This is a genomic window from Qipengyuania mesophila, assembly GCF_019711655.1.
In the GTDB taxonomy this organism is placed as follows: domain Bacteria; phylum Pseudomonadota; class Alphaproteobacteria; order Sphingomonadales; family Sphingomonadaceae; genus Qipengyuania; species Qipengyuania mesophila.
Window position 1 is genome coordinate 1 of sequence record NZ_JAIGNU010000002.1, and the last position, 13,105, is coordinate 13,105.

Below are 13,105 nucleotides of genomic sequence, written 5' to 3' on the forward strand. Positions count from 1 at the left end.
CCCAGATTGCTCAGAGTGTATCCCGAGAAGATTAGAACCGCCCCAAGCATCCCCAGGTAGGTGAGCATGTCGGGCGACACCCAAGCGGGAAATTTGGAACAGATCCACGTCAGTAAGCGGCGTTCTTCACGCGCCAGGAAGTTCTCCTGGATCCGCTCGATCGGTTGAGTCTCGAGTGGCTTGTCGCGCATTGCTACCTCACGATTAAGAACACTTGCCGACGGTGGACGGCGCTGGCCCCTTAGCTGTGTGCCGATCGAATGGCGACTGACTCACGCCTTCAACAGGCCTCTGCTGACGGCGAGCATACTCCTCCATTGCATTTCAGGAACGCCAACACGGGATAAAGGTTCTGTCGTAGCGCGGGATCGCAGCCGTGCCGGGTGATCTGCAGGGCCTGTCCCCTAGGCGCTAACGTGCAGATTGCCCGTTTAATTCAGGCTGTGATGGCGAAAATTTACAATTCATCTGCGGTCAATGAGATAGCTTTTGAGATAGCGACCCGAAGGGCGCGGTCTTGTACCTCGCTTTCGCCTTTGGCCTCACCTCAAGGGTGAGGCCAAATTTTTGCCCGGCAAGCCGATCCGGCGTGGGCCACGAGTTATGGCCGCTCAGGGGCTCAATCGGTTGTGCGGTAATTGGGGGGCCGCATCCTCTCCGTGACGCGTCTTCCATAGCGAGAACAGCACTCCTCCTGCGATCAGTGCGGTAGTAGCTCCCAAGCTTAGCGCCGGCGGAAATTTGCCGCCGTCAAGGAGGAAGTCGGAGACAAAGATCTTCGATCCGATAAACACCAGCACCGCTGCAAGCGCGTATTTTAGATAATAGAAACGATGGATCATTGCCGAGAGCGCAAAGTAGAGCGCTCTTAAACCCAGGATCGCCATGATATTGCTGGTATAAACGATAAAGGTGTCGGTCGTGATAGCGAATATCGCGGGCACACTGTCAACCGCGAAGACCAGGTCAGCGAGGTTGATAACGACGAGCGCGAGAAACAGGGGGGTCGCGGCACGTACGACCTTTCCGGTCTTTTCGTCGATGACTTTGACAAACAAGTGCTGCGCGTGCAGCTCTTTCGTCACCCGCATATGGCTCGATATCCAGCGCACCACCGGGTTATTCGCGATATCGGGGGGATGATCGCCGGCAAAAAACATCTTGATGCCAGTGAAGATTAAGAAAGCGGCAAAGATGTAGAGCACCCAATAGGCCTGATCGACCAGAGCGGCGCCGCCCGCTATCATCAGTCCGCGCAAGACGATCACTGCGAGTATACCCCACAGCAATGCGCGGTACTGGTATTTCGCGGGGATGGCGAAGAAGCTGAAGATCAGGCTGATGACGAAGACGTTGTCTATCGACAGGGCCTTCTCAATGAAGAAGCCAGTGAAATACTGCATACCCAGTTCGGGGCCGCGCTCCGTCCATATCCAGGCACCAAACGCCAAGGCGACGGCGATGTAGAAAACTGTCAGCTTCAGGCTTTCGCCAATACCCATCTCGCGGTCCTCGTTGTGGAGGATGCCAAGATCAAATGCCGTCAGGCCCGCGACGAGGGCAGCAAAGACGAACCAAAACCAGGCTGGAGTGCCCAGAAAATCGAAGGTGAGGAATTCCATTGCGTCGCTCCCAACGGGTCAGTGGGGCGGCAACACCGATCGCCGCCGCCCCGTCAGCATCAAGCCTCGCTTGCGCGCCGGCGCAGCGTTGCCACGATGCGATCCTTGATCGCTAGTTTGAGCTTTTTAAGCTTGAGAATTTCCAGCGGGTCGACCCACCGTTGTCGGCGGGCGTCCTCCAGAAGGCGGTCGAGTTTCTGATGGCGCTCCATCAAGCGGAACACGTGTTCGGACATCGGTCTCATCTCCCTAATCGAACAATGGGGTTCGATCGGATGAGCCGAGGGGCTTGGGAGGGGGGAAGCAACCCGGGCCACATCGGCATCATCCGATGCGGTCCGACATCACGCGCTGCAGCAGCCTCAAAGCTGATGCGGCACGCCAGAGGGGCCCGGTCCGCGTACAAGAGCTAGGTGTGCTGAGATGAGATTCAACAGTGCCCCTCTCAAAAAAATTTCCAGCCGTTTGGGGAGCTGTGCACGCGAAACTTGGCCTAGTTGAGGTGTCGACATTGGGACCGGTTGAGGTCGGTCCTCTTTCAGCCAATTGGTGCAGAAAACCGTCATTTAGCTGAAGAACCCATTTGAGCGTTCCCCAGCGTTTAGACACTCGTCCCCACCAGGCTCCCAATCAGGGCCGTGAGACCCATTGCCAGCGCGCCCCAGAAGACTACGCGGGCCACTGGGCGCAGCGGCTTTGTCCCCCCGGCCTTGGCCCCCACCGCCCCCAGCAAGGCAAGGAACAGGATCGAACCGACCGCCTGCCCCGGCACCACCAACTTCATCGGCAGGAAAGCCACCAGCGCTAGCGGCAGCGCGGCCCCGGCGGTGAAGGAGCCGGCGGATGTGACGGCGGCCAGCACTGGGCGCGCCTCGGTGATTGCAGTGATGTGCAACTCGTCGCGCACATGGCTACCCAGCGCGTCAAAAGTCGTCATCTGCTGGGCCACCTTGCGTGCCGTTTCAGCATCGACGCCGCGCTTTTCATAGATGCCGGCTAGCTCGGCTAATTCGACCTCCGCTGCGCTGGACAGTTCGGCCTTTTCCCGGGCTATATCCGACTGTTCGGTATCCGACTGCGAACTGACCGAGACGTACTCGCCCGCCGCCATCGACATTGCGCCGGCCACCAGCCCGGCCACGCCCGCCACAAGAATCGCCGGCCGGTCCGCCCCCGATGCTGCCACGCCCAGGATCAGACTGGCGGTGGACACAATCCCGTCGTTCGCCCCTAGCACGGCGGCGCGCAGCCAGCCGATGCGGGAAACAAGGTGTTGTTCGGTATGCGGCCTCATGCGGTGTCTTCCTCCTCTGTCCCCTTCGGTCGTAGAAATGAGGTATCGATCAGTTCGTCCACGAACAGCGCCAGCAGAGCGGTGTGCGAGGTGACCCCCGCCTTGGCATAGATGCGTGCCAGTTGCGCCCGCACTGTGCCCGTCGCTGCGCCGCGCATGGCGGCAATTTCGGCCACGTCGCAGCCCTTGAGGGCAAACAATGCAACGTCAGTCTCGGCCGGGGTCAGGAGCCACTGGGCGAAACGAAGTTGGACCAGCTGGCCCAGCGCGCCGCGAGCCACCGCCACGGAAGCCTCATCGGTCCGCGCGCTGGCAATCAGATGGCGGATCTGGATCGCGCCCAGCACCACCGAAACGATCAGGGTAAGCGCAGCTACGCTTTCCACGATAAGGTGACCATCGGCCGGCTCGCTGGCCATGTCCCCCGCCAGGTCGGCCAAGAAGAAGGCCGCGGCAAGCGCCTGGAGGACCACGACGAAGGTCATCGCCGTGGCCCGGTGTTCTAGTTTTCGTGCCCGCCCCTGCATGCAGCTGGTTTACCGGCGGCGGGGCAGCATCGCCAGCACAACGTGCCGGCCGCTGCGCCGGGTCTCGAAGGCCACGCCGGCGATGTGCAGCACGATCAGCAGGTAGAGCAGGTTGACCGCTACTTCGTGTACTTCTTCCCACCCCTCCTCTTCATGGCCGCCTTCCTCGTGGCCTTCGCCGTCTTCCTCGGCGTCCTCGCCATATTCGGCGTCGCCACAGGCGGCTGGGTGGCCTTCCTCGCGGCTCTCGCCCTGCGGGGGGAAGCCGGTCATCACGATTCCACTGGCAACGATTACGCCCAGGCACGACCAGATGGCATAGACCATTAGCGACCCAAGCGGGTTGTGGCTGGCGTGCTCGCGCTTCTCGCCGCGGCGGATTTCACCGATATGGTGCAGGGCACGGGCGGGGTTGGGCGGAAAGGCGGAGAAACGTGCCTCGGTCGGGCCGATCAGGCCCCACAACAGGCGCAGCGCCAGAATCGCGGCCAGGGCATAGCCGACCCATACGTGGACCGAGCTGCCCTCCTCGGTGAACAGGGCGTTCGTCAGGATGGCCAAAACGATCGTCCAGTGGGTCAGCTTGACCACCGGATCCCAGTTTTTTGTCTTGCTTGGCGCGGTCATGGCAGCGGTCTCCTTGGCTGTAATGCCCGCGACCGGCCGGGTGAGGGATCGGGGAAAGTCTCCGGACTAGCCGCGGGCAAGCGCCAGATGGCGCGGCGACGGGCGCGGCGGAATCGGCCCGGCGCTTACGAGCACCAAGATAAGCGGGTGCTTATGCACTGTGTTCGCGCAACGAAGTCCAGCGTATGACGACAGACATTGGAGGTACCCATTGTTCGGACCAAAGCTGCCGGTCCGCTATCGGGCATTCTCTGGAAGATCCCGAATGTCTGAAAAGGGGGCGCATTGCGGACGTGCCGCTCTCCTGGAATGCCGCTAGTCGGTGTTTTTGTACCTCTGGTGTGTTTGGTGGCGATAGGGCAGTATGATCCTCTGTCAGGCGCTGACAGCGGCTCGGCGTCGAAATTTATTGATGTTAGAGATTTGGACAACGTTAGCGAGACAATGGTCTGCGATTGAAACCTCTCGCCCAAAGATCTCCAAACCGATTGCCTTTTCTCGTATTGCCTCAGAGCACGCGCCACTTAACCGTCGGTCGAGACACCCTCCTTCGAGAGCAAAAATTAAATTGCCGCAGCTCCGAATTCCTGCCGCGGAGAGCTGCGCTTTCCAACTGGCCTCAGCTTGCTGGAGAGCGAACCTGCCGGACCGGGTGTGCATATCGTACGCAAAAGACGGGTAAGGACCAATCATCTCCGGTTTTGGAATTCTTTCGGCAATCGTCGGCGATAGCGGATTGGCATCAGCATATCTCCCCAGCAGGACGTAAGGAATGGCGAGACTATCTCGGCATCGGCTCAGCCCCATCCTAACGATGTAATGAAAGATCAAAGGGGCTCCCTGCATTGTGAGAAGCCTTAGAAGTCCCCCCTGGCCCGCGCCCGCAATAGCTCGTAATTTTCGACTCCGTAATCTGCCTGTCCCATGCAGTAGCCAGAGAGAGATAAGCTGCTTTGAGGAGCCAAACTCATTCGTTCGCACGATCCCGCAAAGTGACTCTTCGTCGAGGTCGTAGAGCGGTTTAGCAAGCGTCTTAGAATTGGGATCGTACTCGACGAGGCTAAGCATTTCACAAGCCAGCCGACTCTTTACAGCCCCACTCATCTGCGTAGCCAGATAAACCGCAAGTCGCTCCTCACCTAGGCGTTGCCTGCGGCGCTTGTCCCCGAGAACAGCCAAGGTTGCTGCAATTAATTTCAAATCACCAAGGCCCACATCCTCAAGAGCTATGATGGCGAGCCTGCGGAAGGTGTGATCCGCATCGATTTGGACGCCGCTTCGCGCATATCGTTCAGCCAAGTCAACGTGGCCGCGACGGATGCATTTTTGGAGCGCGCTTGTGGTGAGCCACTTGTCGCCGGTGTACAGGACCTCGGCCCGAATTGGAGGAAGTCCGCTTTCTAATGTGGCACGTTCAATGTCCTCCCACAGAAGCTCATCGACCGATCTAAACATTGAGGAGCTGACAACGCGGTCCCCTCCGATTGCCGCATCTGACGGTGCCCTCATTAAGCACGGCTGGCGCAGAGCGACAAGCGATTCCCAAATATCAAACATACGCATCTCCTTGTTTTACAAAGAGAAGGTTAGTTCTGTTTACCCCGCTCGATAGGAAAATCGAATGTTATCCGGCTAAAGAGCGCGACCTAGTTCGTAAGTAAGAATTTTACCGCGTGTAGGGTCGATAAAGAGCGAAACGTCAGCGTCGGGGAAATAGTAAATCACGCTCCTTACGGCATTCGGGCTATCATAGCTTTCAAACCGACCGAGCCGAGCTTGAAGTTCAGCATCGGACCAAACCCTATTCAAATCCATCTCGCCTAAGACCCAGCGCTGCATACGAGCCTGGGCCTTAGCGTGTTCTGCAGTCTCGCCGGAACCTCCCAAAGTGATGCTCTGAGTTGCAGACATATCGGGCACGTTAGAGGCCCTTGGATTTCTCGCCGCCCCCCAGCGAGCGTAATATGACACCTCGGCTTCATATTCACCGGTAGGGAGACTTTTGCCGTTTAACGTTGTGTCGAGGACGAAGGAGGTCGATTGCTCATCGAGCGTCACCTTTCTCTGTTCGCCGATCCAAGTCTCATGATCTAGTTGGCCCGCTAATGTTACGTCGGCCATAATCTCAATGGGCAAGGGCGCATTCGTAGAAACGATGAATTGAATCTGAGTATCAGAGATCGGAGTAGCACTCATGATGATCTCATAAGCGCTGGATGCCAATCGCTCCTGGTCTGGGTCTGTCTGTCCTTCGCCCTCAATCGAGGGGTTAGACGGACCCCGAACGGGATCATCACTCGGCGAAGTCAACCAATACCCAACTAGAGAGAGCGAAATCACTGAAAAAATGCCGATCCAAACAAACCTTAGATTGGATCGCTTCTTGGGCTGTGCGGAGGTCTCAATCGCTCCGCCTGATGCGACGTATTGCTTCAACCTTTCCATAATGCGCTCCTTTGCATCGAAGCGTAGCGAATATCGCTTTTCTGGCAATGTTATTACGGAATGGCAGCAACTAGTAATGTCATTCCCTGCCTGAATCTGCTCGCCGAACCTATGCCGCTCACAGGAGTACGGCATGGCGAAGCTGCAAGTTCAGTTCGGGAATCTCGTTGCAGCACATCGCCGCCGACGTGGTCTCACCCAGGCCGCGCTGGCCGAGAGTTGCGATCTTAGCGAGGATATGATTGCTCGGGTTGAAGCAGGAGGCACCGGCGCGAGCTTCAAAACCATCGAAAAAATCGCTGATGCTCTAGGAGTTAGCGCGGCAGCTCTGTTCGATGACACAATCGGCTTCGCTGATAGCGATTATCCAGAATTGGCCGTACTTAGGTCTCGTTTGGCAAAACTATCTGCGACCGACCTGCGTTGGCTCATAGGTATTATGGAAGCAATTCTGACACCAAAAAGATGACTCGGCGACAGTGCCATCTCAGAAGTGTGCGCAAGCCCGGAAATGCGGGGTTCTGATGCAGCTTCCTCACAACCCACCAAACCTTGTTTCAGTCTCTTTTGAGCCCAAGGTATCCTCTCGTTCGAGAAACCTGTGTTGCAGTCCAGCTGTGACCCTGTCTGGTCGAGAGACCTCGCCGATTTAATTCATCAGCTACTGACGTGAGGGTCCGATTTCCATCCAAGAATAGCTCTTCAAACTGGCTTCGTAGGCCCTCGGCAAATCCAATCGCAGCCCTCCTGTTCTGTTCAGCAAGAATTTTACCATGAGGACCAAGCCTAACACCCCTCGCCTTTGCTGCCGCGAGCGCGACTTTTGTCCTCACTGAGATTTGCTCTCGTTCATGCTCTGCGAAGGCCGACATGATGTGAAGCATCAGTCGGTTTGCATAGGGTGCGTCGCAAGCGACAAACTCCACCCGTGTTTCCATTAGCTGCGAGATGAAGGCGACGTTCCGTGCAAGACGATCGAGCTTAGCGATCACGAGAGTTGCCTTGTTCTGCCGGCAGGCATCTAATGCCGCCTCAAGGATCGGGCGCCTGCTTTTCGCCCCGGACTCGACTTCCATGAACTCTTCCACCAGGTCTCCAGAATTTCCGGCCAGGTACGATGCCACGGTTTGTCGTTGAGCATCGAGACCTAAACCGGAAATACCCTGGCGGCTGGTGGATACACGGAGGTATGAGACGAACTTTTCCATTTAACACAGACATTTATAGGTTGGTTTGTGTGTTAAACGCTATGCAATGACGTTCCGCAGTCCAGTGAAATCGATTTCAGGTTGGTTTGGCGATCCCAGTCAACAACAAGCCATCGTTCCAGCGTGACCAGGAGCCGATTGAGATCAAATCTTGAGGGAAATCGTCGTAGAGTTGGTTTAGCTTGATTCCCTCAGCGATTGGGAAGCCTAGCTCACTCCATTTTCCTCGATCCGGGAACCTTGCCCGATGAATTCGCTTCCAGCGTTCGTTGGTCCCGAGACCCTCCGGCCAAGCAAAGCCCGCACCAAGTCCTGCCAGCATGTTTCTAACATTGTTGAGTGTAGCCAGACTTGGTCGGTAAGATTTCCATGTTCGCGGTACTTCAAAGCGCGTCACCGGAATACCGCCGGCCGGCTCGGAAAGCTTATGCCATTTTGCGTGCGCGGATCGATCGTAAATTCGTGCCAGAAGTCGCCCATGCGCCTTGTAGGAGCCGTGTTTAGGTTTTTCTTTCGGATGGGTCTTCGGGGCATAGAGATAGAGCGTTTCGCAGTGGTTCTTGTTCTCCCAAGCACACCATTTTCCGGCATGATTCATGCTCAAAACAAGGTCAAACGGCCTGAGCCCATACATATCAATCGCAAGGTCACATCGGCTCACTGGCAAGCGTGAAATTAATTTCACCACGTCGATCATGCAGAACGCATATTCCAACCGGTCAATCAGGATCGGCAGGCACTCGCTACCGACCTTGAACGGGCTAAATTGCAGAGTGAAAGACCATATGCCGAAGTCTTTGCCCTTCCTTCGCTTCAGCGCCGCCCATCCCAGATGCTTTTCGTCATCCTTTAGAAGAACATTGAGCTCATATTTGGTCTGCTTTTTGGCTTCGACACCGTTCGAAGGATCGGCTGGGAACGACGCGACGAACTGCAAGAGTGCCAGATCGATCTCTTGATATACGGCGAACACCGATTTGCCCGAATGATCTGGAACATCAAAATCTTCGTCCAGAAGGTCTCCAGTCAAACGGATCGTATCAGGGAACGGCACAGTCACTACGATCTGCCTGTTCCCGTAGTTACCTAGGCTCGCAATCCAATCTTCACCCAAATGCTTTTTCACCTCTTCTAATGGGCTTGTTAGAGGGAACGATGGCAGTTGGCCCGGCTGGTTCAATTGCACCGGCATCACTGACCTCCCTCGTACTTGAGAAGCGGGACCAGCGACACTGGCAGTTTCATTGTTTCAACGGCTTGGGCCTTCAAGGAAAGGCTTGGCCCTTCCCCATATTCAGAGCTTACCTTCCCATCACTGTGACCCATGATGCTGTCGATCGTATATTGCTGGAGATTTGCGTTCCTGAATGCATCTTCAGCGCCATGCCGAAAGCTGTGAAATGTGAGCTTAGGGTCGGTCAGTCCCACGTGGTCCATCAACCTTGCGAAGAACTTTGAGAACTGAGTGGAGGCTTGTCCATCAGCGCCAAGCGTGATCTCCGAGAAAATGCGCTTGCAAGGCTTGTCCCATTTTCGGCGCTTCTCGACGAAGGCGGCAAAGCCTAGCGATAACACATCCGGATGAATCGGCACCTTCCGGATGCCAGCGGCCGTTTTGATGTGCTTCGGATCGCCTGATCCGGAGTTCTCGTTCAGATCGAAATGCGGGACGTCCGCCTCGAGGACGGCGTCGGAAATGTGTAGCTGGACGATCTCTCCGAGCCTCATGCCGGTGTAGAACCCTATGATGGGTATCCAGTATCTCGCGTCTTGAATGACCGTGTCGCCCGGCTGAAGCCGGCGATACTGTGACTTCGATCCGGTAAACAATGGGGAACCAAATAGCACTGCGAGTTCTTCTGCGTTGAACGGTCGGCGTTTGAAGCCAGACTTGTTGACTGTCGTTGGCTGCCACCTGACATCTGCTGCGGGGTTCTCGGCGAGAATGCCCTCTTCCTCTTTGGCCCATCGGAAGAACGCTTTGGCCGGCTCGAAAATGATGGACGCTGACTTGTTCGAGATTTGGCTGCCCGTGTTTTCCGTCAATCGCTCCTTGAACGTCATCTGTCTTGCTCGACCACGATTGGATCGAAGCATCGTTAATGCGTTTCGATAGGCTCGAATGTCGGCTGCTGAGACTGAAGAAATTGGCATATTTGGACCGAGGAAGTCCTTGAGGTATCCCAACTGCTTTGATCGCGCGACAACGGTTTTTTCGGCCCATATGGGCTTCTTACACGCGAGGTACTCAGCAATGCAGGCCTCAACAGACGGTCCGAACTCCTCAATTTGCTGCGTAGGAGTTTTTTGACCTGAAACAGACTCGCTGAACAACGGATCGAGCGGCTGATAGTCAGCCAAAGGATCGTTCAGCCGAGCCAGTTCCAAGCGCTGCTTCTCGATCAGCAGCCTGGTGAAGCCGTCCAACAGCCGGAGGCGTGCCACTGGTGCCATTGATTTCATGTCCGTGCCGCGCAGCGCCAACGCCTCTTCCGCCGCTCTTATCGTTCCGATGGAGTAGGCACGGTGTTCGAGTTCGTCGGCGAGCCGGGTAATCTCTTCCTGGGCATAGATGGCCTGCTCCTCAATCTCCATTTCAGGACAGTCCGTCTTGAGGACGTAGGGAGGTCGTAGGTCAACCTCCCTACGAACTTCGGCAAAACAGGCGTGAATTAGCTCGCGGGCTTCACCGGGCGATACGTTCGTAAGTTCGTCAATCACTGCAAATGTCTCCTGCACCTTGGCTGAGACGGAGGCGGCCAGTCGCCGCGCCAGCGACGGCGAGTAGGTCTGCAAGGATTTGCAGACCTCTTGCCTGCCGATGCGGGACCGCAGTCGGTCAGGCACCCGCATGCGCAGGTGGTAAACACCATTCCGTCTTGTGAGGTGAGGAGCACGGCTTCCGCTCATTGCGGCGCACCCCGGTGCCGGTCCCACCTAGTTCGGACCGTCCCCGCCGATATTGTTCCCTCGGCAGCACGGGACCGGGTCGGAGAATCGTATTCCCGGTGGTTTGTGTAGCAAGCTGTGTAGCAAAAAACGGGTAGCCAGCGCCAGCCCCTTTGGGAAAGCCCAGAGTTCCGGGGTTTCTTAAGGGCGGTGGTGGACAGGGCTGGATTCGAACCAGCGTACGCTTGCGCGGGCAGATTTACAGTCTGCTGCCTTTAACCACTCGGCCACCTGTCCACACGGGCCATTTCGCTTAGGAAATCGAGGGATCGCAAAGCCGATCCCGTGCCGAGAGGCGCCCCTTTGGCGAAGCGAGCCTTGCCTGTCAATGCCCTCGCTGGCACAGGCCGCAACCAAAGTTTCTGACAGGACGAATTCGATGGCAAAAGGCGAACGCAAGCGCGCACTCAGGGGACGGGCAGGCCGGATGAAGGGCGGACGGGGCAGCGGCCGCGCCGGCACCGGGCAGGTGCGGCTGTGGGGCCGCCACGCGGTCGAGGCGGCGCTCAAGAACCCCGATCGCGTGCATCGCAAGCTGTGGGCGACGCGCGAAGGCGTCGAATCGCTCGACGGCGAATTGCCGCAGGATTTCCCGCTCGAATATGCCGACGTGCAGGATCTCGCTCGGCTCGTCGCCAAGGATGCCCCGCACCAGGGCCTCGTGCTCGAATGCGCCCCGCTCGAGGACATCCACCTAGACGAAGTGCTCGACGCCGATCCGGCGCGACCGATCGTCGTGCTCGACCAGGTCACCGATCCGCACAATGTGGGTGCGATCATGCGCTCGGCCGCGGCCTTCGGCGCCGCGGCGCTCGTCACGCAGGACCGCCATGCCCCGCCCGAGGGCGGCGTCATCGGCAAGGCCGCCTCGGGTGCGCTGGAGGTCCTGCCCTGGGTGCGCGTGGTCAATCTCGCTCGCGCGCTCGAGCAGATCGCCGAAGCAGGCTATTGGCGAATCGGCCTTACCGGCGGCGCCGAAACGACTCTCGCCGAGGCGCTTCCCGAAGGGCCGGTCGCCCTCGTGCTCGGTGCCGAGGGCGAAGGGATGCGGCATAATATCGAATCGCATTGCGACGCGCTGGCCAAGCTGCCGATCGGCGACCAGATCGAGAGCCTGAATGTCTCGAACGCTGGCGCGATCGCACTTTATGCGGTGGCGACACGCTAGACACACCAATGGGGAGGGAAACATGATTGCCATGAAGTTTCGCGCGGCGGCGCTGGCGGGCGCGAGCGCGCTGATGCTGTCGGGGTGCCTGCTCTCGCCGGGCCAGTTCACCAGCCAGCTCGAGCTGATGAAGGACGGCAGCTTCGCCTTCGCCTATGACGGCGAAATCCAGATGCTCGCGCTGAGCAAGCTGGCCGAGATGGGCAGCAAGGTCGACGAGACCTTCGAAGCCGAATGCTGGGACGAGGATTTCGATCCCCGCGACTGCACCCCCGACGAAGAGGCCGAACAGAAGCGCGAGTGGGAGGCGGAGGCCGAAACCCGCCGCGCCAAGAAGGCGCAGGAGGCCCAACAGATGAAGGCCTTCCTCGGCGGGATCGATCCCTCCAATCCCGAGGCGGCCCGGGAGCTTGCCGAGAAATTGCAGCGCCAGCGCGGCTGGAAGACGGTCGAGTACAAGGGTGACGGTCTGTTCGACGTCGATTTCTCGATCTCGGGCCAGCTGACGCACGACTTCGTCTTTCCGACGATCGAGAAGATGGCCATGGCGAACAGCTTCGTCAGCGTGATCCTGCGCGACGAGGGGCAGGTCCGCATCGATGCGCCGGGCTTCGCGGCGCAGGGCGGCGGCAATCCGATGCAGGGCATGATGGGCGGCATGGCCGGACTTGCAGGAATGTCGGACGAGGAACATGCGGAGGGCGAGTCGCCGCCGCGGATCGTGATTGCCGATGGCGACTTCACCATCGTCACCGACGGCCGGATCCTGGCCAACAACACCGACGAAGGTCCGCAGCGCCATGCCAAGGGCCAGATCCTGAGCTGGTCGATCACGCCGCGCACCGAACAGGCGCCCACGGCGCTCATCGCCTTCGACTGAGACGACACGAAAACGCCGCGCTTCCCGGTATGGAAAGCGCGGCGTCGTTCAGTCCCTGGATCGCACCGCGAGGCGCGGCGGCGCGGCGGTGGGAAACCGGATTAGTTGACCGAGTCCTTGAGGCCCTTGCCGGCCTTGAACTTGGGCTGGTTCGATGCCTTGATGGTCATCGGCTCGCCGGTGCGCGGGTTGCGGCCGGTCGAGGCCTTGCGCTTGGCGACGGAGAACGTGCCGAAGCCGACCAGGCGCACTTCGTCACCGCTCGATAGGGCCTTGGTGATGGCGTCGAACACGCCTTCGACGGCGCTCGAGGCATCGCTCTTGGAAAGGCCGCTGGAATCGGCGACTGCGCTGATCAGGTCGTTCTTGTTCATTATGGAAACCC

14 protein-coding genes, 1 tRNA gene and 1 pseudogene are annotated in these 13,105 nt (G+C 58.3%); 3 read left to right on the forward strand and 13 right to left on the reverse strand.

The window, feature by feature from the left end; translation table 11 throughout:
• The 8 genes and pseudogenes from K3181_RS09610 to K3181_RS09645 all read right to left on the reverse strand — a co-directional run.
• Positions 1-191: pseudogene (locus tag K3181_RS09610) on the reverse strand (CDP-alcohol phosphatidyltransferase family protein); the annotation flags it as partial.
• Positions 192-611: 420 nt separating this feature from the next.
• Positions 612-1,622, reverse strand: a complete 1,011-nt coding sequence (locus K3181_RS09615; protein ID WP_221602907.1) for a TerC family protein — start codon at positions 1,620-1,622, stop codon at positions 612-614.
• A 59-nt stretch (positions 1,623-1,681) separates the two neighbouring features.
• Complete coding sequence (locus K3181_RS09620; protein WP_221602908.1) at positions 1,682-1,858, reverse strand: DUF465 domain-containing protein; 177 nt, start codon at positions 1,856-1,858, stop codon at positions 1,682-1,684.
• Between the two features lie 365 nt (positions 1,859-2,223).
• On the reverse strand, positions 2,224-2,916 hold the full coding sequence (locus K3181_RS09625; RefSeq protein ID WP_221602909.1) for a VIT1/CCC1 transporter family protein: 693 nt from the start codon (positions 2,914-2,916) through the stop codon (positions 2,224-2,226).
• Positions 2,913-3,401 carry a helix-turn-helix transcriptional regulator gene (locus K3181_RS09630; RefSeq protein ID WP_221602910.1) on the reverse strand — a complete coding sequence of 163 codons (489 nt, stop codon included), beginning with the start codon at positions 3,399-3,401 and terminating at the stop codon, positions 2,913-2,915. Before K3181_RS09630 ends, K3181_RS09625 begins: the two co-directional genes overlap by 4 nt.
• 51 nt (positions 3,402-3,452) lie before the next feature.
• Positions 3,453-4,070 carry a cytochrome b/b6 domain-containing protein gene (locus K3181_RS09635; RefSeq protein WP_221602911.1) on the reverse strand — a complete coding sequence of 206 codons (618 nt, stop codon included), beginning with the start codon at positions 4,068-4,070 and terminating at the stop codon, positions 3,453-3,455.
• A gap of 375 nt (positions 4,071-4,445) precedes the next feature.
• Complete coding sequence (locus tag K3181_RS09640; protein WP_221602912.1) at positions 4,446-5,627, reverse strand: hypothetical protein; 1,182 nt, start codon at positions 5,625-5,627, stop codon at positions 4,446-4,448.
• Positions 5,628-5,702: 75 nt separating this feature from the next.
• The gene (locus tag K3181_RS09645; protein ID WP_221602913.1) at positions 5,703-6,515 is read right to left on the reverse strand and encodes a hypothetical protein; all 813 of its coding nucleotides are present in this window, start codon (positions 6,513-6,515) and stop codon (positions 5,703-5,705) included.
• Between the two features lie 133 nt (positions 6,516-6,648).
• On the opposite strand from K3181_RS09645, the gene K3181_RS09650 reads away from it, so the two are divergent.
• On the forward strand, positions 6,649-6,984 hold the full coding sequence (locus tag K3181_RS09650; RefSeq protein WP_221602914.1) for a helix-turn-helix domain-containing protein: 336 nt from the start codon (positions 6,649-6,651) through the stop codon (positions 6,982-6,984).
• Between the two features lie 88 nt (positions 6,985-7,072).
• On the opposite strand, the gene K3181_RS09655 is transcribed toward K3181_RS09650, so the two are convergent.
• The 4 genes from K3181_RS09655 to K3181_RS09670 form a co-directional block, all read right to left on the reverse strand.
• Entirely contained in the window at positions 7,073-7,723 is a 651-nt protein-coding gene (locus tag K3181_RS09655; protein ID WP_221602915.1) for a recombinase family protein, read from the reverse strand.
• A gap of 76 nt (positions 7,724-7,799) precedes the next feature.
• Complete coding sequence (locus K3181_RS09660) at positions 7,800-8,915, reverse strand: hypothetical protein (RefSeq protein ID WP_221602916.1); 1,116 nt, start codon at positions 8,913-8,915, stop codon at positions 7,800-7,802.
• Positions 8,915-10,633, reverse strand: a complete 1,719-nt coding sequence (locus K3181_RS09665; RefSeq protein ID WP_345725482.1) for a DUF6538 domain-containing protein — start codon at positions 10,631-10,633, stop codon at positions 8,915-8,917. The genes K3181_RS09660 and K3181_RS09665 overlap by 1 nt, the downstream gene beginning before the upstream one ends.
• Before the next feature lie 190 nt (positions 10,634-10,823).
• A tRNA-Tyr gene (locus K3181_RS09670) sits at positions 10,824-10,909 on the reverse strand.
• Positions 10,910-11,051: 142 nt separating this feature from the next.
• On the opposite strand from K3181_RS09670, the gene rlmB reads away from it, so the two are divergent.
• Positions 11,052-11,840 carry a 23S rRNA (guanosine(2251)-2'-O)-methyltransferase RlmB gene (gene rlmB / locus K3181_RS09675; RefSeq protein WP_221602918.1) on the forward strand — a complete coding sequence of 263 codons (789 nt, stop codon included), beginning with the start codon at positions 11,052-11,054 and terminating at the stop codon, positions 11,838-11,840.
• Between the two features lie 22 nt (positions 11,841-11,862).
• The gene (locus K3181_RS09680) at positions 11,863-12,720 is read left to right on the forward strand and encodes a hypothetical protein (protein WP_221602919.1); all 858 of its coding nucleotides are present in this window, start codon (positions 11,863-11,865) and stop codon (positions 12,718-12,720) included.
• A gap of 101 nt (positions 12,721-12,821) precedes the next feature.
• Here K3181_RS09680 and K3181_RS09685 read toward each other — a convergent pair whose 3' ends face one another.
• A complete protein-coding gene (locus tag K3181_RS09685; RefSeq protein ID WP_067469728.1) occupies positions 12,822-13,094 on the reverse strand; it encodes an HU family DNA-binding protein in 273 nt (90 codons plus the stop codon).
• Positions 13,095-13,105: the final 11 nt, after the last annotated feature.

Bases quoted from the DNA above. Each gene is read 5' to 3' on its own strand.
- K3181_RS09615 (WP_221602907.1), bottom strand. From the start codon at position 1,622: ATGGAATTCCTCACCTTCGATTTTCTGGGCACTCCAGCCTGGTTTTGG.
- K3181_RS09620 (WP_221602908.1), bottom strand. From the start codon at position 1,858: ATGTCCGAACACGTGTTCCGCTTGATGGAGCGCCATCAGAAACTCGAC.
- K3181_RS09625 (WP_221602909.1), bottom strand. From the start codon at position 2,916: ATGAGGCCGCATACCGAACAACACCTTGTTTCCCGCATCGGCTGGCTG.
- K3181_RS09630 (WP_221602910.1), bottom strand. From the start codon at position 3,401: ATGACCTTCGTCGTGGTCCTCCAGGCGCTTGCCGCGGCCTTCTTCTTG.
- K3181_RS09635 (WP_221602911.1), bottom strand. From the start codon at position 4,070: ATGACCGCGCCAAGCAAGACAAAAAACTGGGATCCGGTGGTCAAGCTG.
- K3181_RS09640 (WP_221602912.1), bottom strand. From the start codon at position 5,627: ATGTTTGATATTTGGGAATCGCTTGTCGCTCTGCGCCAGCCGTGCTTA.
- K3181_RS09645 (WP_221602913.1), bottom strand. From the start codon at position 6,515: ATGGAAAGGTTGAAGCAATACGTCGCATCAGGCGGAGCGATTGAGACC.
- K3181_RS09650 (WP_221602914.1), top strand. From the start codon at position 6,649: ATGGCGAAGCTGCAAGTTCAGTTCGGGAATCTCGTTGCAGCACATCGC.
- K3181_RS09655 (WP_221602915.1), bottom strand. From the start codon at position 7,723: ATGGAAAAGTTCGTCTCATACCTCCGTGTATCCACCAGCCGCCAGGGT.
- K3181_RS09660 (WP_221602916.1), bottom strand. From the start codon at position 8,915: ATGCCGGTGCAATTGAACCAGCCGGGCCAACTGCCATCGTTCCCTCTA.
- K3181_RS09665 (WP_345725482.1), bottom strand. From the start codon at position 10,633: ATGAGCGGAAGCCGTGCTCCTCACCTCACAAGACGGAATGGTGTTTAC.
- rlmB (WP_221602918.1), top strand. From the start codon at position 11,052: ATGGCAAAAGGCGAACGCAAGCGCGCACTCAGGGGACGGGCAGGCCGG.
- K3181_RS09680 (WP_221602919.1), top strand. From the start codon at position 11,863: ATGATTGCCATGAAGTTTCGCGCGGCGGCGCTGGCGGGCGCGAGCGCG.
- K3181_RS09685 (WP_067469728.1), bottom strand. From the start codon at position 13,094: ATGAACAAGAACGACCTGATCAGCGCAGTCGCCGATTCCAGCGGCCTT.